Origin of the sequence: Thalassococcus sp. S3 (genome assembly GCF_004216475.1) — a bacterium.
Classification (GTDB): Bacteria; Pseudomonadota; Alphaproteobacteria; order Rhodobacterales; family Rhodobacteraceae.
Genome location: NZ_CP022303.1, coordinates 940,215 through 964,531 on the forward strand (window position 1 = coordinate 940,215; position 24,317 = coordinate 964,531).

Annotated in this window: 19 protein-coding genes; all 19 read left to right on the forward strand. The window is 59.9% G+C overall.

The genetic code is table 11. The annotated features are described in order from the left end of the window. Positions 1-105: 105 nt before the first annotated feature. The 19 genes from CFI11_RS04890 (at position 106) to CFI11_RS04980 (ending at position 24,301) form a co-directional block, all read left to right on the forward strand. Entirely contained in the window at positions 106-3,363 is a 3,258-nt protein-coding gene (locus tag CFI11_RS04890; RefSeq protein ID WP_130403611.1) for a chemotaxis protein CheB, read from the forward strand. Beyond that, positions 3,350-4,174, forward strand: coding sequence for a TIGR03084 family metal-binding protein (locus CFI11_RS04895; RefSeq protein WP_130403613.1), 825 nt, complete (start codon positions 3,350-3,352; stop codon positions 4,172-4,174). The genes CFI11_RS04890 and CFI11_RS04895 overlap by 14 nt, the downstream gene beginning before the upstream one ends. 48 nt (positions 4,175-4,222) lie before the next feature. Further along, entirely contained in the window at positions 4,223-5,251 is a 1,029-nt protein-coding gene (locus CFI11_RS04900) for a LacI family DNA-binding transcriptional regulator (protein WP_130403615.1), read from the forward strand. Positions 5,252-5,287: 36 nt separating this feature from the next. Continuing rightward, the gene (locus CFI11_RS04905) at positions 5,288-6,340 is read left to right on the forward strand and encodes a sugar phosphate isomerase/epimerase (RefSeq protein ID WP_130403617.1); all 1,053 of its coding nucleotides are present in this window, start codon (positions 5,288-5,290) and stop codon (positions 6,338-6,340) included. 114 nt (positions 6,341-6,454) lie between these two features. Further along, positions 6,455-7,615 carry a Gfo/Idh/MocA family protein gene (locus tag CFI11_RS04910; RefSeq protein ID WP_130403619.1) on the forward strand — a complete coding sequence of 387 codons (1,161 nt, stop codon included), beginning with the start codon at positions 6,455-6,457 and terminating at the stop codon, positions 7,613-7,615. A gap of 209 nt (positions 7,616-7,824) precedes the next feature. Continuing rightward, on the forward strand, positions 7,825-9,141 hold the full coding sequence (locus CFI11_RS04915) for an ABC transporter substrate-binding protein (protein ID WP_130403621.1): 1,317 nt from the start codon (positions 7,825-7,827) through the stop codon (positions 9,139-9,141). A gap of 127 nt (positions 9,142-9,268) precedes the next feature. After that, a complete protein-coding gene (locus tag CFI11_RS04920; protein WP_371687479.1) occupies positions 9,269-10,195 on the forward strand; it encodes a carbohydrate ABC transporter permease in 927 nt (308 codons plus the stop codon). Then, positions 10,192-11,133 (forward strand): carbohydrate ABC transporter permease, encoded by a 942-nt coding sequence (locus CFI11_RS04925; RefSeq protein WP_130403625.1) that lies wholly within the window; start codon positions 10,192-10,194, stop codon positions 11,131-11,133. Before CFI11_RS04920 ends, CFI11_RS04925 begins: the two co-directional genes overlap by 4 nt. 58 nt (positions 11,134-11,191) lie before the next feature. Next, the gene (locus tag CFI11_RS04930; protein WP_130403627.1) at positions 11,192-11,380 is read left to right on the forward strand and encodes a hypothetical protein; all 189 of its coding nucleotides are present in this window, start codon (positions 11,192-11,194) and stop codon (positions 11,378-11,380) included. A gap of 5 nt (positions 11,381-11,385) precedes the next feature. Further along, a complete protein-coding gene (locus tag CFI11_RS04935) occupies positions 11,386-12,483 on the forward strand; it encodes an ABC transporter ATP-binding protein (RefSeq protein ID WP_130403629.1) in 1,098 nt (365 codons plus the stop codon). After that, positions 12,476-13,471, forward strand: coding sequence for an ABC transporter ATP-binding protein (locus tag CFI11_RS04940; protein WP_130403631.1), 996 nt, complete (start codon positions 12,476-12,478; stop codon positions 13,469-13,471). The genes CFI11_RS04935 and CFI11_RS04940 overlap by 8 nt, the downstream gene beginning before the upstream one ends. A gap of 11 nt (positions 13,472-13,482) precedes the next feature. Then, positions 13,483-15,120 carry a dihydroxyacetone kinase subunit DhaK gene (locus CFI11_RS04945; protein WP_130403633.1) on the forward strand — a complete coding sequence of 546 codons (1,638 nt, stop codon included), beginning with the start codon at positions 13,483-13,485 and terminating at the stop codon, positions 15,118-15,120. A 129-nt stretch (positions 15,121-15,249) separates the two neighbouring features. After that, positions 15,250-16,287, forward strand: coding sequence for a type I glyceraldehyde-3-phosphate dehydrogenase (gene gap / locus CFI11_RS04950; protein WP_130403635.1), 1,038 nt, complete (start codon positions 15,250-15,252; stop codon positions 16,285-16,287). Positions 16,288-16,303: 16 nt separating this feature from the next. Then, positions 16,304-17,755 carry a xylulokinase gene (gene xylB, locus CFI11_RS04955; RefSeq protein WP_130403637.1) on the forward strand — a complete coding sequence of 484 codons (1,452 nt, stop codon included), beginning with the start codon at positions 16,304-16,306 and terminating at the stop codon, positions 17,753-17,755. Then, entirely contained in the window at positions 17,752-19,059 is a 1,308-nt protein-coding gene (gene xylA / locus CFI11_RS04960; protein WP_130403639.1) for a xylose isomerase, read from the forward strand. The genes xylB and xylA overlap by 4 nt, the downstream gene beginning before the upstream one ends. A 442-nt stretch (positions 19,060-19,501) precedes the next feature. Further along, entirely contained in the window at positions 19,502-21,082 is a 1,581-nt protein-coding gene (locus tag CFI11_RS04965) for an ABC transporter substrate-binding protein (RefSeq protein WP_130403641.1), read from the forward strand. Positions 21,083-21,158: 76 nt separating this feature from the next. After that, complete coding sequence (locus tag CFI11_RS04970; RefSeq protein ID WP_130403643.1) at positions 21,159-21,674, forward strand: DUF4329 domain-containing protein; 516 nt, start codon at positions 21,159-21,161, stop codon at positions 21,672-21,674. Between the two features lie 87 nt (positions 21,675-21,761). Continuing rightward, a complete protein-coding gene (locus CFI11_RS04975) occupies positions 21,762-23,330 on the forward strand; it encodes an ABC transporter substrate-binding protein (RefSeq protein WP_130409932.1) in 1,569 nt (522 codons plus the stop codon). Between the two features lie 74 nt (positions 23,331-23,404). Then, entirely contained in the window at positions 23,405-24,301 is an 897-nt protein-coding gene (locus tag CFI11_RS04980; RefSeq protein ID WP_130403645.1) for a hypothetical protein, read from the forward strand. Positions 24,302-24,317 lie beyond the last annotated feature (16 nt).

A 24,317-nucleotide genomic window follows, 5' to 3' on the forward strand; every position in this document is an offset into this window, starting at 1 on the left:
AAGTGTTTCAACACTTGATCTCTTTCTATACGGATTAAAGTTGAGCGATCATTGTCGTATCGCGATACACCAATAAGGTGTTTCTAAGTTGGGTAGGAGAACAATGTGAAAGACCGTAACGCCGAACAATTGACTATTATCGGCATTGGCTCTTCCGCAGGTGGACTTGAAGCAATACGCGAACTGGTCGCCACTTTGCCATCCGACGTGCCGGTGACGTATGTCGTGGTCCAGCACATGTCGCCCAACCACAAAAGTCTGATGACCGAGCTTGTTGCACGGGAAACGAGCCTCGAAGTCAAAGACGTCGAGGATGGGATCGAGCCGCAGCCCAATACGATTTATGTGACGCCGCCAAAGACGGACGTGATCTTTTCCGCAGGAAAACTGCACCTTATCCAGCCCAGCCCCGAACTGTCTTCTCCGAAACCATCGGTGGACCGTTTCCTGTCCAGCCTGGCAGACAGCCATGGCGAGCATACCGTCGCCGTGATCCTGTCCGGAACCGGGACGGACGGCGCCTATGGTGTGCAGGCCATCCGCGAGGCGGGCGGCATCACGATTGCCCAGGATCGCGAAAGCGCCAAATACGACGGAATGCCAACGGCGGCCGTTCAAACCGGATGTGTCGATCTAATCTTGAGCCCGCTCGACATCGGCACGCATCTGACCAAAATTCTGTCATCCCCCCGCGACTTTGATGCCTTTCGCCGAAGCGAGGTTGAACGCAGCCCGCTCTCAAGTCTGCTGCAGATCCTGTTGGCGCGGACGCGCGTTGACTTCCGTGAATACAAACAAACCACGGTCGGGCGGCGGATCGAGCGCCGTATGCTGGCGCTTGGTATCGATAATCAGGACGACTATGTCGAGTTTTGCCGTGACAATCCAAGCGCCGTTGATGCGCTGTTCAAGGATCTGCTGATCTCTGTCACACGGTTTTTCCGGGATCGCGCCCAGTTCGAGCAGTTGAACGCGATGCTGCCCAAGCTGATCGACGCCGACAAAGCGGGTCCGCTTCGTGTCTGGATCGCGGGTTGTGCGACCGGCGAAGAGGCATATTCCATCGCCATTCTGTTCGCCGAGGCCCTTGGCGGTCCCAAGGTCATACTGAAGAACCACGTCCAGATCTTTGCAACCGACATAGACCGCGAGGCGCTGCAGGTGGCCCGCCGCGGCTCTTATGGTCTTGCTGCGTTGAACGACATTCCCGACTATCTGGCCGACCAGTATCTTCTGCGTGAGAAAGACGGCGTGCGCGTAATCGACAACGTACGGTCGGCGGTCCTGTTTTCCGAACACAATGTCTGTCAGGATCCACCCTTTCAAAACATCGACCTGATCTGTTGCCGAAACCTGTTGATCTATTTCGGCAACAACCTCCAGCAGAAGGTGATGTCGCGTTTTCACTACTCGATGAAAGCCACCTCCCTTCTGTTCCTCGGAACGGCGGAAAGCGTCGCCGGCTCGGACGATCTTTTTATTCAGGACACCCAAGCCTCTCATATCTATCGCAAAAGATCGATCAAGCGGGTTGACCAGGCGCCGATTTCCGGTCGCCGGTTTGGTCCCGCGAACAAGCGCATCAGCCCACCGGACGAAGAGTATCGCGCCGAAACAACGGACCGGCAGCTTTTCGAAGCACTGGCCATGTCGCTGGGCCAAAACTCCATCCTTGTCACCGACGACTTTTCGATTGCCCGGGTTTACGGGGAGATCAGCAAGTTTATCGAGGTCAAGTCCACCACCAGTCTGAAAATGCATCTGGACCTCTTGCGCAGCCCCCTGCGCGAAGAGGCGCGCAGCCTTATCACGCTCTCGCTGAAACACAACGAACCGCGATCCGGCGTGCGCCACCTTTTGGCCGAAGGGGACGACGCTACGATCCGTCTGGACGTCTATCCGATCATCGCGAAAGCGATCAACGAAAGTGCCGCGCTTCTGGTGTTCAAACCGATGGAAGCGGATCGGCGCCAACTGAGCGAAGGTCCCGTACAAGCGGACGAGGATGACGTCGCGAGCGAGCGGATCAGGTCGTTGGAATCGGAGGTCGCGACCACCCGCGAAGCCTTGCAGCAAACCATTGAAGAGCTTGAGACCTCTAACGAGGAGTTGCAATCGCTGAACGAGGAACTGCAATCCACCAATGAGGAATTGCAGGCCACCAATGAAGAGCTTGAGACCTCCAATGAGGAACTCCAATCCACCAACGAAGAGCTGATCACGGTCAATGAGGAACTGCAGGTCACGGCGGCGGAACTGACCGCTCGATCCAGCGAGCTGACCTCGGTTCTGGAAAGCGCGCCTTTCGCAATGCTTGTGGTCGACAATGCCTTGCAAGTGTCGCATGCGACCAATGCGGCCATTCGGCTATTCGACATGCAACTGCCGATCTCAAGCCCGCATGTCAGCCAATGCAAGCTGCCGGACGGCTTTCCCAGCTTCGCGCCGATCTGCAATGAGGCGTTGCGGCTGGGTCAGTCGGTCAAACTTGAGTTTTCGTCCGGCGGCGCGCGCGTGATGCTGAACTGCTCCCCTTACTTCGATCCACGCGGGCAAATCCTGGGCGTGACGATGGTGATCAGCGACTTCCCGGGTTTGGCGCGGGAGTTGGAGACGATCCTCAACAATACAGAATTGATGATCATGAACCGGACCGCGGACGGTAAGATCCTGAGGATCAGCTCAAATTCCGCCAAAGCCATGAAGACGACCCGCGCGCAGGCCGAGGGCAGCATGTTGAGCGATTTTCTGGATGAAGAGACGACCAACTCAATCTTATCTGGCGACCGGAGTGTCCTGGACGGTGAAAAAGATCATAGCCACGAGACGTATCAAATCAGGGCCAAAAACGAGGAAAAGTCGTCCTGGGTCAAGCTCGATCGGATCATCCATCGCGGTTATGATTGGGAAGAGCCTTCGATCTATGCCATCGGTACGGACGTCTCGGATGAGATTTACGCGGCAGAGGAGGCGCGGCTTGCCTATGAGAATATGGCCAAGCTGCAGGACTTTGCCGAGACCGGTTTCTGGTCGATCGATCTTGAGCAGGACAGGCTCCAATGGTCTCCGGAAGTGTATCGGCTACACGGCGTGACACCGGGTGACTTTAAGCCCTCTGTGGAAAGTGCGCTGTCGTTTTATTCGGATGATCACCGGGATGAGTTGAAATCCCTTCTGGACCGCGTACGGGAAGAGGGGGGCGAGTTCCGCAAGCGTTTGAGCATTGTTCAGGCGGATGGTGCGAAGCTTGACGTCGAGATCCTTGGCCTCGCGCAGCGCGATGAGGCGGACAAGGTTGTGCAGATCATGGGGTTCTTCCGCAGAGCCGCGACTGGCGGATCTGGGGGCGATGCAGCAGGCTGAGGATTTTCGCCGGGAAACGGATGCTCTTGCCAACATCCTGGCCAACCTTTCCGAAGATGCTTTTGAGTTGGAAACGCAGTTCAAGGCATGGATGATTGGCGATGTGATTGGGCATTTGCATATGTTCAACGTGGCCGCGGAAGTGACCCTGAAAGGGCCTAAAACCTTCAACACATTCTTCACGCCGTTTCAGCAGGCCTTGGAGAGAGGCAGCACGTTCGTCGAAGCACAGCGGCCATGGCTTGGCGCCCTCAAAGGCACTGAATTGTTTGAGACCTGGCTGAGTACGGCACATCGCGTTGCCGATCTCTACGCGAAGGCCGATCCGAAACAGCGAGTGGCTTGGGCCGGACCGGATATGAGCGCGCTCTCCAGCATATCGGCACGGCAGATGGAGACTTGGGCTCATGGTCAGGAAGTCTTCGACGTGCTTGGGCGCGAGCGTTACGAAACCGACCGCATCCGCAACATCGTGCACTTGGGTGCCGCCACGTTCGGATGGAGCTTCATCAATCGGGACCTGGTCGTTCCTCAAAACGTTCCGCACTTGCGACTGTCCGCGCCGTCCGGCGCAATCTGGACCTGGAATAAGCCCAGCCGGCATAATGTGATCGAGGGCCCCGCAGTGGCCTTTGCGCAGGTCGTCACGCAGGTTCGCAACATCGCTGATGTGGACCTTGACGTAACCGGTGAAACTGCGCATCGCTGGATGGAGATCGCGCAATGCTTTGCAGGAGCCCCTTCAGATCCGCCTGTCCCGGGATCCCGCAGGAAGGCCGGGCGTGTTTTTCAAGTCAGCGCCAACAACTGATTGACGTACCTCAAAAGGCTGGCCTAGGTTTCGAGACCGGGGGTCAGGATGAGCAAACCGACTGTACATGACATCGCGAGAGAGGCCGGCGTCAGCCTGGCCACGGTGGATCGTGTGCTCAACTCCCGGCCGGGCGTCCGCGAAAAGACCGTCAAGCGGGTGAAGGATGCGGTGCAAAAGCTGGGTTATACCCGCGATATCTATGCGGCCAATCTTGCGCGCCAGCGACGCTACGAGTTCGTGTTTGTTCTGCCGCGGGGGCCAAGCCAGTTTCTGGTGGCTTTGCGGGACGCGATCCTTGAAACGGCGGCGGGACCGCTGTCGGACCGGGCAAACATTCGCATTCTGTCCGCGCCATATTCGGACCCCGTAGCCGTCGACAAGGTGTTTCGTCAGATCGAGCAGGAACAGGTTGATGGCGTTGCAATCATGGGCAACGAAACCCCCATGGTGCGGGACGGCATCGCGCGGCTGAAGGCCAGAAATGTCGTGGTCGTGGCCTTGGTCACCGACCAGACGAACTCGGCCCGGGATCATTTTGTTGGAATTGACAATACCGCGGCTGGTCGAACAGCGGGTGTGCTGATGGGCCGTTTCGTGGGGGATCGCGCGGGAAAGGTTGCCGTCGTCGTCAACACCATGCAGGCCCGTGACATGGTGCAGCGTCGGATGGGGTTCGACGACGTCATGGCAGAGCGCTTTCCGCATATCCAGGTGCTGCCTTCGGTCGAAGGTCGGGATGACCATGAATTGACGGCCAGGGTGACCGAACAATGTCTGCGACTGAACGAGGACGTTGTCGGGCTTTATTGTGTCGGCGCTGGCCTGAGAGGCGTGACCCAGGTCTTGCGGGGCAGGGGCCAGGCGCACGATCTTGTCGTGGTCGGACACGATCTGACGCCCCACGCCCGCGATGCGCTCGAAGCGGGGGTTGTCGACGTCATCATCAATCAAAATGCCGGCCACATCGCCCGCAGCGCGATGCGGGTTTTGCGCGCGCATTGCGACGGGGTGGAGGTGATCGCGTCGCAGGAGAAAATCCGGATCGAGATTGTCTTGCGGGAGAATTTGACCTGACGCGTCGGCGTCAAGGGAGTTGGGAGGAGTGAGTTCATGAAAACCATCCAGGGGCCAGCCTTGTTTCTGGCACAGTTTGCGGGAGACGAAGCGCCATTTTCGTCCTGGCCTGATATCACGAAGTGGGCAGCGGAATGCGGGTATGCCGGGGTGCAGGTGCCAAGCTGGGACGACCGGCTGATCGACCTGGATCAGGCAGCGGCCTCGACCGATTATTGCGATGAATTCAAAGGGGTTGCCCGCGAAAACGGGGTTGAGGTGACGGAATTGTCCACCCATCTGCAGGGTCAGCTCGTGGCCGTTCACCCGGCATATGACAGCGCTTTCGATGGCTTTGCCGCGGAAGAGGTCCGCAACAATCCGAGCGCGCGACAAGCCTGGGCTGTCGATCAGGTAAAAAAGGCGATTACGGCCAGCCGTAACATGGGGATCGGTGCGCATGTCACCTTCTCGGGCGCGTTGGCCTGGCCGTATATCTACCCCTGGCCCCAAAGACCGGCAGGTTTGGTGGAAACGGCCTTTGATGAATTGGCGGCGCGCTGGCGCCCGATCCTGGATCACGCCGATGCATGCGGCGTAGACATTTGCTATGAGATCCACCCGGGTGAAGATCTGCATGATGGCGTGACATTCGAGATGTTTCTGGAGCGTCTGGACGGGCATGCACGCTGCAACATGCTTTATGATCCATCCCACTACGTGCTGCAGGCGCTCGATTATCTGGAAAACATCGACATCTATCACGAGCGCATCAAGATGTTCCACGTCAAGGATGCGGAATTGAACCCGACAGGGCGGCAGGGGGTCTATGGCGGGTATCAGTCCTGGGTGGATCGCGCGGGGCGGTTCCGGTCGCTGGGCGACGGGCAGGTGGATTTCAAGGCGGTGTTTTCGAAGCTGACCCAGTACGATTTCGATGGCTGGGCCGTGGTCGAATGGGAATGCGCGATGAAGCATCCCGAGGACGGCGCACGCGAGGGGGCGGCCTTTGTGCGCGATCACATCATCCGCGTCACCGAGCGGGCGTTTGATGATTTTGCCGATGGCGGGACGGACGAGGCGGCCAACCGGGCGATGCTTGGATTGTGAGCCGGGCGGGTGGGCCCGCCCACCCACCCCGTTTGGGGGCGCTGCCCCCATCGCCCGAAGGGCGATTCCCCCGGGATATTTTTGACCCAAAGAAGCAGTGGGAGGAGGTTTGGAATGGAAAGGATAAATGCAGGCCGGATCAGGCTGGGCATGGTCGGCGGCGGACGGGATGCCTTTATTGGAGGGGTGCATCGGATCGCGGCGAGGATCGACGATCATTTTGATCTTGTGGCGGGGTGCTTTTCGTCGACAGCAGAGAAGTCACAGGCATCGGGCGCGGATCTGGGGCTGGATCCGGCGAGGGTCTATGACGATTTTACGGAGATGGCCAAACGCGAGGCGCGGCTGAAGGCGGGCATCGACGCGGTGGCGATCGTGACGCCGAACCACATGCATTTTCCTGTCGCGAGGGAGTTTCTGAAGCGTGGTATTCATGTGATCTGCGACAAGCCGCTGACGGCGGAGTTGAAAGAGGCGCGTCAGATGGTCAAGGCGGCGGAGCGGTCGGACGCGCTGTTCGTGCTGACACACAATTATTCAGGCTATCCGATGGTCCGGCAGGCGCGGGAGATGGTTTCGGCAGGGGAGCTGGGCGCCATTCGCGTGGTACAAGCCGAATACCCACAGGACTGGCTGACGGAGGCGGCAGAGCATTCGGGCCTCAAACAGGCCGAGTGGCGCACCGATCCGGCACGCTCCGGTGCGGGGGGGAGTATCGGAGATATCGGCACCCATGCCTTTCATCTGGCATCGTTTGTGACGGGGCTTGCGCTGGCGGAGTTGAGCGCGGACCTGCAGAGTTTCGTGGAGGGGCGCCGCGTGGACGACAACGCCCATGTCATGATGCGCTTTGAGGGCGGGGCAAGGGGCATGTTGTGGTCGAGCCAGGTCGCGCCGGGAAACGAAAACGCGCTGAGGCTGCGGATTTACGGAGAGAAGGGCGGGCTTGAATGGGCCCAGGAGGAGCCGAATACGCTTTGGCATACGCCGTTCGGGCAGCCGCCGCGCCGACTGACGCGGGCCAATGCCGGGGCAGGGGACGCGGCGGGACGTGTGACGCGCATCCCGTCGGGACATCCGGAGGGGTATCTGGAGGCGTTTGCGACGATCTACTCCGAGGCAGCTGCCGCGATTCGGGCGCATCAGGCGGGTGAGGCTGCACCGCGCGATGTGCTTTATCCCGGGGTCCAGGACGGATTGGCGGGGGTCGCCTTCGTGGATGCCTGCGCGCGGTCCTCTGCCCGCAACGGGGCCTGGGTGTCCTTGAATATGTGAAGGATCGCCGTGACTTAAGCGGTTTCGCACGTATGGCTCAGACGAGCCTCTCACTTTTGACTTAGCGAGATAAACTGTCTTTGATGGGCGTACCTCACAAAATTCCCTTTACTTGAGGTACGCACCTCAAATACGCTTTGGAAAGCGCCGGTCGGGGTCTGGGAGGACTGCAGGAGAGAAACCGCGCGCGGATATGGGAGGATTGGAGAATGAAAGCGACCAGATTTCTGGCGGCGACGGCTTTGGCGTCGGGCGTTGGTTTTGCCTCAGGCGCGCAGGCGGAGGATTTGACGCTCTGCTGGGCGGCCTGGGACCCGGCAAATGCATTGGTTGAATTGAGCAAGGAATTCGAGGCTCAATCCGGGCACAACATGAATTTCGAGTTCATCCCGTGGCCGAATTTCGCGGACCGGATGCTGAATGAGCTGAATTCGGGCGGCAAGCTCTGCGACTTGCTGATCGGGGACAGCCAGTGGATTGGCGGCGGGGCTGAGAATGGCCATTACGTGAAGCTGAACGAGTTCTTCGACGCTGAAGGGATTAGCATGGACGACTTCGCCCCGGCGACGGTTTATGCCTATTCGACCTGGCCGAAGGGGACGCCGAACTATTACGCGTTGCCGGCGATGGGGGATGCGAATGGCTGGTTCTATCGCAAGGATTGGTTCAGCGATCCCGAGATTCAAGCCGCCTACAAGGAGGCGACCGGAGAGGACCTGCGCGAGCCGCAATCACAGAAAGAGTTGATGCAGATCGCGAAGTTCTTTCAGGGACGCGAAATTGACGGGCAGACGCGCTATGGCGTGTCGATCTTTACCGAGCGCGGCTCGGAAGGGATCACGATGGGCGCGACCGGCGCGCTTTATGCCTGGGGGTTCAAGTACGAAAACGAGCCTGGATCGTACGATATGGCGGGCGCGGTGAATTCGCCGGAAGCGGTGGAGGCACTGGAGTTCTACAAGGAGCTTTACGAGTGCTGCACGCCGCCGGGTTATACGGACAGCTATATGGGTGAGAGCCTGGATGCGTTTAAATCCGGGCAGGTCGCGATGGCGATGAACTGGTTTGCGTTCTTCCCGGGGCTTTATGCGGATCCGGATACGGGCGGGGACAAGATCGACTTTTTTGTGAACCCGCCGCAGAACCAGTCGGCGTCGACGCTGGGCGGGCAGGGTATCAGCGTGGTGGCCTATTCCGACAAGCAGGATGCGGCGCTCGAGTATATCAAGTGGTTCGCGCAGCCGGACGTACAGGCGAAATGGTGGTCGCTGGGCGGCTATTCGGCGCATAATTCGGTGCTGCAGGATCCGGGTTTTGTTGAGAGCCAGCCCTTTGCGGGCGACTTCCTGGAAGCGATGGATGCGGTGCAGGATTTCTGGCAGGAGCCGACCTATGCCGAACTGCTCTTGGCCATGCAAAAAAGGTTGCATGACTATGTCGTGGCGGATGTGGGCACGGCTCAGGAGGCGCTCGACAAGCTGATCGAGGATTGGACGGAAGTCTTCGAAGACGAAGGCAAGCTCTAAGAGCAGCGGGGCCGCCGGGTGTGCTCGGCGGCCTCTTGCGAGGCCTTCTCGCGGCGCATGCGGCGCCGATCGGTAAGCGGATTTTTCCAGCTGAAAGGATGTCATTTTGTCTGACACACCGGCAGATATGGCAGCGCGTGCAACCCCGCCGAGTGTGGCGCGCAGGATCAAGGGATTGTCGGATCGGGCGATTGCCTGGATCTTTGTGGGGCCGACGATCTTTCTGCTGCTGGCCATCAACATCTTTCCGCTGATCTGGACGATCAACCTCAGCTTTACCAATTACCGTGCCAACCGCCCGAACCGGGAGGTCGATTATATCGGCCTGCGGAACTACGAACGGATCCTGACAGACAGCGATATCTGGCTGAGCATGCAGGCGACCGCGCATTTTCTGTTCTGGACGATTGTTTTGCAGGTGCTGATCGGGTTCACGCTGGCCTGGCTGATCAACCGCAAATTCAAGGGCAATGATCTTTGGACCACGATCATCGTTCTGCCGATGATGCTATCGCCGGCGGTGGTGGGGAATTTCTGGACCTTTCTTTATCAGCCGCAGATCGGGCTTTTTAACTACATCGTCGCCTTCTTCACCGGCGCCGATCCGTCGAGTTTCGAGATGCTGGGCTCGGTCAGCCTCGCACCCTGGTCCATCGTGATCGTGGATACGTGGATGTGGACGCCGTTCGTGATGCTGATCTGTCTGGCGGGGCTCAGGTCCATTCCCGACTATATTTACGAGGCGGCGGAGATCGACCGGGCCAGCAAGTTCCGGCAATTCTGGACGATTACCGTCCCGATGGTGCTGCCGTTTCTGATGCTCGCCGTGCTCTTCCGCGGCATCGAGAATTTCAAGATGTTCGACCTGGTCGTGCAACTGACCGGCGGCGGGCCGGGATCGGTGACGGAGGTCACGTCGATCAACCTCAAGCGGGAGGCATTCGAGAAGTGGCGCACGGGCTATGCCAGCGCCTATGCCATCATCCTGTTTGTCACGGTCTTTGGCCTCGCCAGCATTTACGTGAAGGCGCTGAACAAGGTGAAAGAGAGATGAGCAGCTATTCGATCACCGAACCCAGCGCGCGGCAGAAATGGGTCGCGGGGACGCTGGTCATCCTTTACGCGCTGATCACGATGATCCCGCTGGCCTGGATTTTCCTGACCGGGTTCAAGACACCGCCGGATTCGATTTCCTATCCGCCGAAGGTGATTTTTGAGCCGTCGCTGGAAGGCTATGTGAACCTCTTCACCACGCGGACGCGGGTGTCGGCTGAAGAGCTTGAGACGTTACCGCCACCGGAGAATTTCGCCGAAGAGATCGTGCGCGAGCGGGGCATGGTGATCGTCGGCCCCTCGAAATTCGGGGAGCGGTTTCTGAATTCGGTGATCATCGGCTTCGGCTCCACGTTTCTCAGCGTGTTTCTGGGCACGCTGGCGGCCTATGCGTTCAGCCGGTTCAAGATCCCGCTAGCGGATGATCTGCTGTTTTTCATTCTCAGCACGCGGATGATGCCGCCCATCGCGGTCGCGATCCCGATCTTTCTGATGTATCGGCAATTGGGGCTGAGCGACACGCATCTGGGGATGATCCTGCTTTACACGGCGGTGAATATCTCGCTTGCGGTGTGGCTCTTGAAAGGGTTCATTGACGAGATCCCGCGTGAATACGAAGAGGCCGCGCTGATCGACGGCTACACCCGGTTTCAGGCTTTCTACAAGGTGGTTCTGCCGCAGGCCGCGACGGGGATCGCATCGACGGCGATCTTTTGTCTGATCTTTGCGTGGAACGAATATGCGTTTGCGGTGCTGCTGACATCCGGCACGGCGCAGACCGCACCGCCCTTTATTCCCACCATCATCGGTATTGGCGGGCTGGACTGGCCGGCGGTTGCGGCGGGGGCCACGATCTTCCTGCTGCCGGTGATGATCTTCACCATCCTGCTGCGCAAGCATCTGTTGCGGGGCATCACCTTCGGAGCGGTGCGCAAATGAGGCCCGTCGCATTTGAGTTTATTTGGCAAGATGAAGGGCGGAGCGGGGGAGGTCTGTCATGCGTGATTTTCTGACCGGGCTGGCGCGCATGCGCCGGGGGCCGTGGGAGATGGTCGCCTCGATCCTCATCGGGGTGGGCGTGGTGATGCTGATGCAGCCGTTTCTGCTGGTGGCCTATACCTATTCTTTCATCGTGACGCTGGTGGGCACGGTGATGTTCATCATTGTCAGCCATTTCCCGGAGTAGAGCGGATGGCTGAGATCGTGATCAAGAACCTGCGCAAGGAATTCGGTGACTTCACCGCGGTGCAATCGTCGTCCTTCAAAATCGAGGATGGGGAGTTTTTCATGCTGCTCGGCCCGTCGGGTTGCGGGAAGACGACGACTTTGCGCATGATTGCCGGGCTGGAACTGCCGACCAGCGGAGAAATCTATATGGACGGCGAAGAGGTGGGGCAGAAGCCAGCGAGTGCGAGGGACATTGCCTTTGTCTTTCAGATGTTTGCGCTCTACCCGCACATGAACGTCCGCAAGAATATCTCCTATCCGCTGACCAGCCAGGGCATGCCCCGCGCGCAGGTCAAGGCGAAGGTGGCGGAAGCGGCCAAGATCCTCGGGATCGAGAAGATCCTCAACCGGCCCGTCGGCGGCCTTTCGGGCGGGGACAGGCAGAGGGTGGCGTTGGGCCGGGCGATCGTGCGCAATCCAAAGGCGTTCATGATGGACGAACCGCTGGGCGCGCTGGATGCGGAGTTTCGCGAGCACATGGCAGAAGAGTTGCGCGCGCTGCATGACCGGATGGGGGCAACAACGGTCTATGTCACGCATGACCAGCTTGAGGCGATGCAGATGGGCGACAAGATCGTCGTGATGAACCACGGCGTGATCGAGCAATTCGGAACGCCGCAGGATATCTATGACAAGCCGGCGACGATGTTCGTGGCCGATTTCATCGGATCGCCTGCCATGAACTTCATGAGGTTTCACGGCGGGATCGAGGCCGGGGCGACCGAGGTTCAGATGCAGCATCAGAATTTCGGCGTGCCGGAGATGCGCGAGCCGTTTGACGGGGACATCGTGTTCGGCGTGCGCCCGGAACATGTGCAACTCAGCGATGCGGCCCCCTACCGGGCGGAGGTGCAGGCGGTGGAGTATCTGGGCACGACGCAGATCGTCTCGCTCAGCACTGCGCTGGGCGATATCAAGGCGCGGATCGCCTCGGATCAGCGGGCCAAGACTGGCGAAACGGTGGGCCTCACATTCAACGCACGCACCGTGACGCTTTTTGACAGCCAGACGGGACGCGCGCTCAGATCCGATCTGAACGAAGGGGTGCTGGGCCATGGCTGAGGTGTCTCTGACAGGGGTGACCAAGCGGTTCGGCAAGGACGTGGCCGTCGAAGACCTGACGATGACAATCCCCGATGGGGCGTTCGTTGTGCTTTTGGGACCTACGGGCGCGGGCAAGACGACGACATTGCGTCTGATCTCGGGCCTTGAGAAGCCCGATGCGGGAGAGATTGCAATCGCAGGTCGGCCCGTTCTGCAAGAGACGCCAGCGCAGCGCGATGTGGCGATGGTGTTTCAGCAATACTCGCTCTACCCGCACATGACGGTGCGGGACAATCTGGCCTTTCCGCTTCGCTCTCCGATCCTGAATACGCCGGAGGACGAGATCGCGCGGAAGGTGGCCGAGGTGGCGGAGGTTTTGCGCATCCCCCATAAGCTCGACAACAAGGCGACAGAGCTGTCGGGGGGCGAGATGCAGCGCGTGTCGATTGGCCGGGCTCTGGTACGCTCGCCCGCGATCTATCTGATGGATGAGCCGCTCAGTTCGCTTGATGCCAAGCTGCGGGCCGATCTGAGGGTGGAGTTGAAACGTATCCAGGCGAGCCTGGGCGCGACTTTGCTTTACGTCACCCACGACCAGATCGAAGCGATGACGATGGCCACCCATGTAGGTGTGCTGGACGAAGGACGGCTGGTCCAGTTCGGCACCCCGCGCGAGATCTATGAAAACCCCGTGAGCCTCTATGTGGCGGGTCGTCTTGGTCTGCCACGCATCAATGCGCTGCCAGCCGATCTTTTTGGCGGCGCGCCGGTCGGCGCGGCGACAATCGGTCTGCGCCCGGAACATGTGGCGCAAGGCGAGGGGCGACCAAGCCAGGTCGTGAGGGTCGAGCATCTGGGCGATCAGACGCGACTTCACCTCAATATGGAAGGCCACGACATCGTAACTCTGACGGATGTCCACACCGAGCTTGGTCCCGGAGATACCGTCGCTATCCAGCCCCGCAACCCACTTTATTTCGACGCGAGCGGCACGCGCCTTGTCTGAGGAGATCTGATATGAAGCAGTTCATCAACGCCAAAGACAATTTGGTGACCGAGGCTATTGACGGGGTTTTGCGCACGGCAGGCGGACGCCTGGCGCGTCTGGATGGCTATCCGCATATCAAGGTCGTGGTACGCACCGACTGGGACAAGTCCAAGGTCGCGCTTGTTTCAGGCGGCGGATCGGGGCACGAGCCGTCCCATGCCGGCTTTGTCGGGCAGGGGATGCTGACGGCTGCGGTTTGCGGCGATGTTTTCGCTTCTCCATCGGTGGATGCGGTTTTGGCGGGCATTCTGGCCGTGACGGGAAAGGCCGGCTGCCTTCTGATTGTCAAGAACTATACCGGGGATCGGCTTAACTTTGGCCTCGCCGCCGAGCGGGCACGCGCCTTTGGTCTGACGGTGAATATGGTCGTGGTCGATGACGATGTCGCACTGCCGGACCTGCCGCAGGCGCGCGGCGTCGCGGGCACGCTGTTCGTGCACAAGATTGCAGGCGCGCTGGCGGATCAAGGCGCGGATCTCGAAACGGTGACGCAGGCGGCTCAGCGTGTCATCGACGGTGTCTCGTCGATCGGAATGTCGCTGGATACCTGCACGGTTCCGGGCTCTCCCAAGGAAGAGCGCATCGCGGCCGGAAAGGCCGAACTTGGCCTCGGTATTCATGGAGAGGCTGGGATCGAACAGGTGGATTTCGAAAGCGCCGAGGCCGCCATGGCGATGGTGGTCGACAAGCTTGCCGCGACCCTCGCGCCGGGTCCGCATGTGGCTCTCCTGAACAATCTGGGGGGCACGACGCCGCTGGAGATGTCGGTGCTGGCCGAAGAACTCGTAACCTCAACGATTGGAGGTCAGATCCGCTGGCTGATCGGGCCGGCGCCGATGATGACCTCGCTGGATATGCAGGGCTTCTCCGTCTCGTTGTTGCCGGTGGGCAAGGCGGACGAGCCTGCCTTGCAGGCGCCCGTCGCACCCTGGGCCTGGCCCGGCTGTCATGCGGTGGGTGACGTGGAGGTTTTGCCGCTGCCAGACGGGCTGACGCCGATCCAGCCGATCCCGTCCAAGAACCCCGAGATGGCGGGCTTCATCAAGAAGTGTTGTGCGATCCTGATCGCGGCGGAGGCGGATCTGAACGCGCTTGATGCGAAATCCGGAGACGGCGATACGGGATCGACCCTTGCCACCGCGGCGCGAGCGCTGCTTGAGGCAATCGATCGTCTGCCACTTGCTGACCTGACCCAGCTCTATCGGGCAATCGGCCTTGAACTGAGCCAAACGATGGGCGGATCATCCGGCGTTCTGCTGGCCATCTTCTTCACCGCTGCCGGGGATGCGTCGGCCAACGGGATCGGTCCGGTGGGTGCCCTGAAGGCGGGGCTTGACCGCGTGCAACAGGTTGGTGGGGCAAAACCGGGTGACCGGACGATGATCGACGCGCTGGCGCCGGCGCTTGAAGCGTTGCCGGACGGTGTCGATGCCGCAGCGGAAGCTGCGCGAAAGGGCGCGGAGGTCACAGCAACGATCACCCGCGCCAAAGCCGGGCGTGCGACCTATATCGCCGAGGACAAACTTGCCGGGCATAACGACCCCGGGGCCGAGGCCGTCGCGCGTTTGTTCGAATTCATCGCAACGCAGCGACATGCAGCAGAGTGAAAGTGCCCGCCAATCGCACAACACGCCCGCAATCCATACCAACCTGCGCAATCAGTTTTGTTAGCGCTATCAATTCGATCTCGTTCCCGCTATGACGCCCTCAGTTTTTCATGTTCGAAAGGAAGAGAGATGACAACGCGGGTTGCGATCAATGGCTTTGGACGGATTGGCCGGTGCGTGTTGCGGTCCTGGATCGAGACGGGACGCAAAGACGTTGAAATCGTGGCGGTCAACGATCTGGGCCCGGTCGAAATGAATGCCCATCTTTTGCAGTATGACAGCGTGCACGGTCATCTGGCAGCGACGGTTGAAATCGACGGCGATGCGCTGGTTGTCGGCTCTCACCGTATTCAGGTGACATCCGAACGGAATCCGTCGAAGCTGCCTTGGAAGAACATCGATGTCGCGCTGGAATGCACGGGCGTCTTCAATTCGCGGGATATGGCCGCCGCTCACCTTGAGAACGGATCGCGTCAGGTGCTTGTCTCCGCCCCTGCGAAAGGCGCGGATCGGACGGTGGTGTTCGGCGTCAATCACGACACGCTGACGGCAGACGATCTGGTCGTGTCAAATGCATCATGCACGACCAACTGTCTGGCGCCGGTCGCGAAAGTGCTGGACGATGCGTTCGGGATCGAAACCGGCTACATGACAACGATCCACTCCTATACCGGAGATCAGCCGACGCTGGACACGCTGCATCGCGACCCGTACAGGGCGCGGGCTGCCGCCCTTTCGATGATCCCGACCTCGACGGGGGCGGCCCGCGCGGTCGGTCTGGTCCTGCCGCATCTGGACGGGCGGCTTGACGGATCGGCCATTCGGGTCCCCACGCCAAACGTTTCTGCCGTTGATCTGTGTTTCATGCCGAAGCGCCCTGTCACGGCGGAGGAGGTGAACGCGGCCTTGGCAACAGCCGCCGCCGAAAGTCCATTGCATGGCGTGCTTTCGACCAGCGGCTTGCCGCTGGTCTCCTCGGACTTCAACCACAATCCTTTCTCCTCGATCGTGGCGACGGAGCAGACGCATGTCGGGGCGGGCGGCATGGTGCGCGTGCTAAGCTGGTATGACAACGAGTGGGCCTTTGCCAATCGGATGCTGGATATGTCGGCGGCGATGAGCCGCGTTCTGGACGCCCCGGGCCGTGGGGTTGGCGTGGCCGCATGATCCGGGGCGATGGCATATGACCGCCTTTGTCGGATTGGATCTGGGCACGTCCGGATTGCGGGCCCTGATGATCGGCAGAGACGGTCACGTCATCGCCAGCGCAGAGGCAAGTTACGATGTGCAAAGACCCCATGCGGGTTGGAGCGAGCAGGATCCGGCGGCCTGGATCATCGCCACGCGGACCGTTTTTGCCAAGCTTGCGGCTAAGGCCGATCTGACTGACATCACCGGGATCGCGGTTGCCGGGCATATGCATGGCGCGACCCTTCTGGATTCGAATGGCGAGGTTCTGCGGCCCTGCATTCTGTGGAACGACACGCGCAGCCATGCACAGGCCGGCCGGCTGGACAAGGTGGATGGGTTTCGAGAGCGGACAGGCAATATCGTGTTTCCCGGTTTCACCGCGCCGAAGCTTCTTTGGGTGGCCGAGCAGGAGCCGGAGATTTTTGCGCAGGTTGCGAAAGTGCTCCTGCCGAAAGACTACCTGACCTGGTGGCTGACCGGCACCTACAGCGCCGACATGTCCGACAGCGCGGGAACGTCATGGCTTGATGTCGGGCAAAGGGACTGGTCGGAGGATTTGCTGGCGCATACCAATCTGGGCCGCGAACACATGCCATCTCTCTACGAGGGGACAGCGCCCGTTGGAAAGGTGACATCCGAACGCGCCCGCGAACTTGGCTTGTCCGGTGATGTCTGCGTGGCCGCCGGTGCCGGTGATAACGCTGCCGCCGCCTGCGGGATCGGGGCGCTGCGTGAGGGGGATGGCTTTGTCTCTCTGGGAACATCGGGCGTTCTGCTGGCGGCCAAGGACGGCTTTGCGCCGGATGCGGCGAGCGCGGTCCATACTTTTTGCCATGCTGTTCCCGACAGATGGTATCAGATGGGGGTAATCCTTGCGGCGACAGACAGCCTGAATTGGCTTGCCCGAACCCTTGGCACCAGCCCTTCGGACCTGTCGCGGGAGATGGGCGCAGAGATCTCGGGCCCCGGGACAGTCTGCTTTGGTCCTTATCTTTCAGGCGAACGAACGCCGCATAACGACAGCGGTGTCAGAGGAGCCTTTGTCGGGCTCGATATCGCCACGGACCGGTCGGGCCTCACCCAGGCGGTTTTCGAGGGCGTGGCATTCGCCATGAAGCAAAGCCACATCGCGTTGAAAGGCACGGGTACAAGGATTGACCGGCTCTTTGCGATCGGAGGGGGCGCGCAGTCGCGATATTGGGTCGAGTTGCTTGCGACGGTTCTGGACCTTCCGATTGATCTGCCACGGCAGGGCGAATTCGGGGCGGCGATGGGTGCGGCCCGGCTTGCGATCTGCGCCGCGACAGGGGCGGCCCCCGATGACGTGATGGTCCCGCCCGAGATTGCCCGGACCATTGAACCACGAACCGACCTGCAACCTGCCTACGAAGACGCTTTTGCGACGTTCGAGGCACTTTATCCAGCTTTGAAGGCCTTGCCATGACATCCAGTTTCTTTGCCGACACCGCACCCGTTCGTTTTGAAGGACCGGACAGCAGCTCGCCCCTCGCATTTCGGCATTACAACCCCGATGAGATGATCTTGGGAAAGCGAATGGAGGATCATCTGCGGTTTGCCGTCGCCTATTGGCACAGCTTTGCCTGGGAGGGTGGCGATCCCTTTGGCGGTCCCACCTTCGAACGACCCTGGCACCCGCAGGACGACATGGCCCGTGCCAAGCGAAAGGCCGATGCCGCCTTTGACCTTTTCGATATTCTGGGCGTTCCGTTCTTCTGCTGGCACGATGCGGACATTCGCCCCGAAGGACCGACCTTCGCGGCATCGTTGCGCAATTTCCACGAGATCATCGACTATTTTGCCGAGAAGATGGAGCATCGTAAGACCGGTCTGCTTTGGGGAACGGCCAACATGTTCAGCCATCGCCGCTGGATGGCGGGTGCGTCGACAAATCCCGATCCGGATGTCTTCGCCTATGCAGCCGCTACGGTAAAAGCCTGCATGGATGCAACGCAACGGCTGGGCGGGCAGAACTACGTCCTTTGGGGCGGGCGCGAAGGATATGAGACGCTGCTGAATACCGATATGGGACGGGAACTCGACCATATGGGGCGCTTTCTGAATATGGTTGTGGAGTACAAGCACAAGATCGGCTTTACCGGCACGATTCTGGTTGAGCCCAAACCCCAGGAACCATCCAAGCATCAATATGACTACGACGCGGCCACCTGTTATGGGTTTCTGCAAAGGTACGGCCTGGAAAATGAGGTGAAGCTCAACCTCGAACAGGGGCATGCGATCCTCGCCGGTCACAGCTTTGAGCATGAAATTGCGACGGCTGCCGCGTTGGGCGTCTTCGGTTCGATTGACATGAACCGCAACGATTACCAGTCGGGCTGGGACACCGATCAGTTTCCCAACATGGTCCCGGAGGTTGCGCTGACTTACTATCACATCCTCAAGGCCGGTGGCTTTGATACAGGCGGGACCAATTTCGATGCCAAGCTGCGGCGGCAGTCGCTGGATCCGGAGGATCTGATCGCCGCGCATGTCGGGGCGATGGATGTCTGCGCGCGGGGACTGAAAGCGGCTGCGGCCATGCTGGAGGATGGCGGGCTGGAGGCAGCCCTCACGGCGCGGTACGCGGGCTGGGACACGCCCGAGGCACAGGCCATGCTGGAGAGCGATTTCGACGCGATTTTTGACCGCGTCAACAGCGGCGAGATCGACCCGAAGCCACGCTCCGGTCAGCAGGAAAAACTGGAAAATTATGTGAATCGCTTCGTCTAAGGCGACATTGCCCCGCTCAGGTTCGGATGCTTTCTCCACCCCAACGGCGTGGGAGGCATCATGGGAGAGACGCTATCTGAGCCGGACCGGGAGATTGAAGGAGATCATCAGTCGGCGCGGAGAGAGGAGTAGCCGATTGAAGTTGACGGAGTGCCTATGGGTCATCTCCGCTGCGCACAGGTTGTTAACTTCGCCTTGCCGCATGCAAAGCTTGGCGAAGAGGCCGCGGGGGCCTCGTTCTGCGAGACGGGGCGAAGGGGCTGCTCCCCTGATTGCACTGCGCACGCGCAGTGCGGAGCTTCGTGCCTAGTTTGAACGCGTTGGAGGATGACGCAGCGTCGGCCTTGCGGAAAGTCATTTGCCATTCGCCCCGGAACGCGGCTTTCTAATCAACAGGATGCAGGCTAAGCTCTGCGCCAGTTATCAAAACGGGGAGTAACTTATGGTTCTCAGAACAGTACTGAGTGCGGCCACGGCTATTGCCCTGGTCGCTCCGGCGGTCCAGGCGGAAACGCTGCGCTGGGCACGTGCCGGCGATGCGCTGACATTGGATCCGCATGCACAGAACGAAGGTCCGACAACTGCGCTGAATCACCAGATCATGGAGCCTTTGATCATTCGGGACATGACAGGCGCCATCGTGCCTGCATTGGCCACGGATTGGGCGCCCTCTGAGGAAGACCCGAACGTCTGGACGTTCAACCTGCGCGAGGGGGTGACCTTCCACGACGGGGCCACGTTCGACAGTGAGGATGTGAAATTCTCGCTCGAGCGGGCCATGACACCCGATTCAGACTTCAAAGAGCTTCTGGGCAGCGTCACCGAGGTTCGGGCACCATCGCCTTATGTGATCGAAATCGTGACCGATGGTCCCAACCCGATCATGCCCAGCAACCTTACCAACATGTTCATCATGGACAAGGACTGGGCCGAGGCGAACAACGCCGTGAAGGTGCAGGACTATGAGGGAGGCGAGGATACCTTCGCCGCCAAGAATGCCAACGGAACCGGCCCTTACAAGCTGGTCAGCCGCGAACCTGATGTCCGCACGGTGATCACGATCAACGAAGACTACTGGGGTAAGGACGAGTTCCCGATGCAGGTGACCGAGGTCATCTATACGCCGATCCAGAACGCGGCGACCCGGGTCGCCGCGTTGTTGTCGGGTGAGGTCGACTTCATCCAGGACGTTCCCGTGCAGGACCTTCAGCGCGTTGCTGGGGCCGATGGGCTGGACGTGCGCACGGCTCCGCAAAACCGCGTGATCTTTTTCGGCATGAATATGGGTGATGCGGACCTTGCCAATGACAACGTTGAAGGGGCCAACCCCCTCGCGGATGTGCGTGTACGTCGCGCCATGTCCATGGCCATCAACCGCGATGCGATCCAGCAGGTCGTGATGCGCGGGCAATCGGCCCCTGCAGGCATGATCGCACCGCCCTTCGTCAACGGCTGGACCGAGGAGATGGATAGCGCATCCAAGACCGACGTCGAAGGTGCCAAGGCGCTGATGGAAGAAGCCGGCTATGGCGACGGATTTTCGATCCAGCTCGACTGTCCCAACGACCGCTACATCAACGATGAAGCGATCTGTCAGGCTGCTGTGTCGATGCTGGCGCAGATCGGTGTCAACGTGAACCTGGACGCAAAGCCGAAAGCGCAGCATTTCCCGCTGATCAACACCACGCAGACCGACTTCTACATGCTGGGTTGGGGCGTGCCGACCTATGATTCCGAATATGTCTTTAACTTCCTGGTGCATACCAAGGGGGAAAAGTACGGATCCTGGAACGCCACGCGCTTCTCCAACCCCGACCTGGACGCTAAAATCGTCGGGCTCGCGTCGGAGACCGATCTGCCCAAACGTGATCAGATGATCGCGGACATCTGGCAGGTCGTGCAGGACGAGGCCCTTTATATCCCGATCCACCACCAGGTGCTGAACTGGGGTATGGCTTCGCAAGTAGGAACGGTTGTTGACCCTGAAGACGTGCCGAAGTTCAAATACTTCACCATGAACTGATCCGACGATCCGGATCTTTTGCGCCCCGTTGCACGATCGTGTGACGGGGCGATCTTTCTGAAAGGTGGGACGCGCGATGCGGATGCTTGGTTTGCTGCTTGGCCTGCTTGTTCTGGTGTCCCCGGTGCAGGCGAGCGATGCGCAGGTCGAAGCGCTTGCAAAACAGCTGTTGCGCGAGTTGCAGGCCAAATCGATCAAGGGCAATCGGGAGTATTGCGGGTTGATCGGTCGGCGCCCCGATGGCTCGCTTGTGTCAACGCGCGTTGCCCGTGGGCAAAAGGCGCAGTGCCGGTATCCTCTTCCAGATCCAAGAACGGTTGTCGTGGCCAGCTTTCATACGCACGGCGCGTTTCTGAAACGCTATGACAACGAGGTCCCGTCTCTGTTTGATGTGCTCAATGACATGACCGCACAGAGCGATGGATATGTTTCGACGCCCGGTGGGCGTTTTTGGCACATTGATGGAGAAACGGGCACAATCCGCCTGCTTTGTGGACCCAAATGCCTGCCATGGGACCCACGTTACGTGGATGGCGCGACCGGGTTCATTGCCGGGAAGTACACGCTTCAGGAATTGAAAGCCCGGCAATAGCTGTGTTCACGGCCAATTGATGTGACCGATGCACACGCAATGCGCAGCATTCGAAAAGAGCGATATTCAAAAAGCGAGGGATTGATGATGTATCGAATTTTGTGCACGGTCGCACTGACACTGGGGATCGCAACGCCGGGCTTTGCGGAAGACTTTCGTTGGGCATCGACGACAGATCCCCAGACCATGGATCCCCATGCGGTGAATTCCGCGCCGGTCCTTGGCTTTCTCAACAACGTTTATGAGGGGCTGGTCCGACGGGGCAAGGACATGACCATTGAGCCTGCTCTCGCAACCTCATGGACGCCCCTTGAGGGTGGCGCCGGCTGGCGGTTCACGCTGCGCCAAGGGGTGACGTTCCAGGATGGCAGCGCATTCAATGCGGATGACGTTCTCTTTTCGTATCAACGGGCTTCGGACGAAGCCTCGGACACGCGAAGCTGGTTTGCGCCTGTCAGCGACGTTCAAAAGGTCGATGACTTTACCGTCGACTTCCTGACCACGGCGCCAAATCCGATTTTCCCTGACAGTATCGCCAACTGGATGATCCTCGACAGCGACTGGGCAGAGGCAAATGGCGCGACCCGGCCCGACAAGGAAAATGGCAACTATGCCACGCTCAATGCCAACGGCACCGGCGCGTTTCGCGTGGTCGCGCGCGAGCCCGGATTGCGAACCGTGCTGGAGCCCTTCGAAGGCTGGTGGGGAGAGGTCGAGCACAATATCACCCGGGCCGAGTTCACGCCGATCCAGAACCCCGCAACCGCGGTGGCCGCTCTGCTTTCGGGTGATGTCGACCTGATTGATCCCGTGCCGATCCAGGATGTCGCCCGCTTGTCCAACGACGACAAGGTTCGCGTCGTGCAGGGGATCGAGGCCCGTGTCATCATGCTCGGGTTCCCGCATGAGGCCGAGACGTTGAAATATGCGGACGATGCCGGCGCGCCCAATCCCTTCCGTGACGTTCGCGTGCGCGAAGCCGTGGCACGCGCCGTCAACGTGCCCGCGATCCTTCAAACGATCATGCGCGGCAGCGCGGAACCGGCCAGCCAGTTGGTCAGCCCGGCCATGCGCGGCTTTTCCGGCGGGCTTGCTGAACGCCCGGCCTATGACATCGAGGCGGCGCGAGGGCTCTTGGCGGATGCGGGATATCCCGAAGGCTTCGCCTTTGGCCTCAAATGCCCGAACAATCGCTATTTGAATGACGAGGCGGTTTGCCAGGCCGTGGTCGGTATGTTGGCGCAGATCGGCATCACGGCCCAACTCGATGCGATGCCAGTGCAGAATTATTGGCCGGAACTGCGCGCGGATAACTTTGATATGTATCTTCTGGGCTGGTCACCCGGAACCTTCGATGCCGAACATCCCATTCGCTTTCTGGCATCGACCCCGAATGCCGAGAAAAAGTTGGGAAGCTGGAACTTTGGCGGTTACTCCAGTGACCGGGTGGACGAACTGCTGCCAATGATCCAGTCCGAGATTGACGACGGCAAAAGGCAGGGCATGCTGGATGAAGTGGCCGGCATTTTGCAGGCGGAACACGCATATGTTCCGCTTTACGTGCAGCCGCTGATCTGGGGGACGAAGGCCAATGTCGAACTGACCCAACGACCGGACAATTTCCTGATTCTGCGGTGGATCACGGTCGGCGAGTGAACCGTATAGGTTTACGAAACGTTAACCGAGATGTGGTTGCGTTGATCTGAACCTCGATAAGGACACCTGACCTTGTGCCGCTGACACCACCATCGGCCGCGGATCATCCGTGGCTTCTCAAGACTGCGCGCGCGTTCGCAGATGGTGATTTTGCGGCGGCGCGAGAGCTGTTCGACGCGATGGATGCGCCCGCTCCGCTTCTGATCTGGAACCCCGACCACCGTATCGCCGGCCACCCGCTGATCGAACGGTTTGTCGAGCTTTGCGAGCCGATGTCGGATCGCAATGGCACGATCCTGCGGGACCGTTTCTCGCTGGATCGGTTTGAGGCGATGGCCGAATGGCTGATGGTCCTGACAGAGGTCGCGGCCCCGATTTTCAGGTACGAGCACTACGGGGCCGGGATCGCCAACACGTACGGCAACGATATGACCGGGCGCACCACCGACAGCTTTCCGGGCTATATCAGCCGGTTCTTTTCCGCCCTCTACGGGGCCGTTCAATTGCGCGGGGAACGGTTGCTGAGTGTTCATCAGCCGCCAGACCAGATCTTTGTCTCGACATGGCGGCGCCTGATCATTCCGTCTCGTGCCTCGCAGAGCGATCCGATCAATGGCTTCGTCGTGCTGAACCTGCCTGAGAACGAGTTGAGGGCCGGCCTGGAGATCATACCGCTGCACACCCTGATCCTCGATCGGGAGCTTGTCGTGCGCTATGCCAACAAGTCGGCGCGTGCGGCCTTCGATGCGGGAAGATACGGTCCCTGGAACCGGGGTATCTTTGACTATGCCGGGCTGGATCTGGAAATCGCGGTCGCTCCCGATGACATCCTGAAAAGCGGGATTACACATACGACGACATGTCGTCACGTCGCCCATCAGCGGATCAGCGTATTTGATGCCACGATCACCGCGACGCGCCATCACAACAGCATCTTTTACGTGGTCATGCTGATCAAATGTGCGGGTTGATCCGCAGTGACGCAGC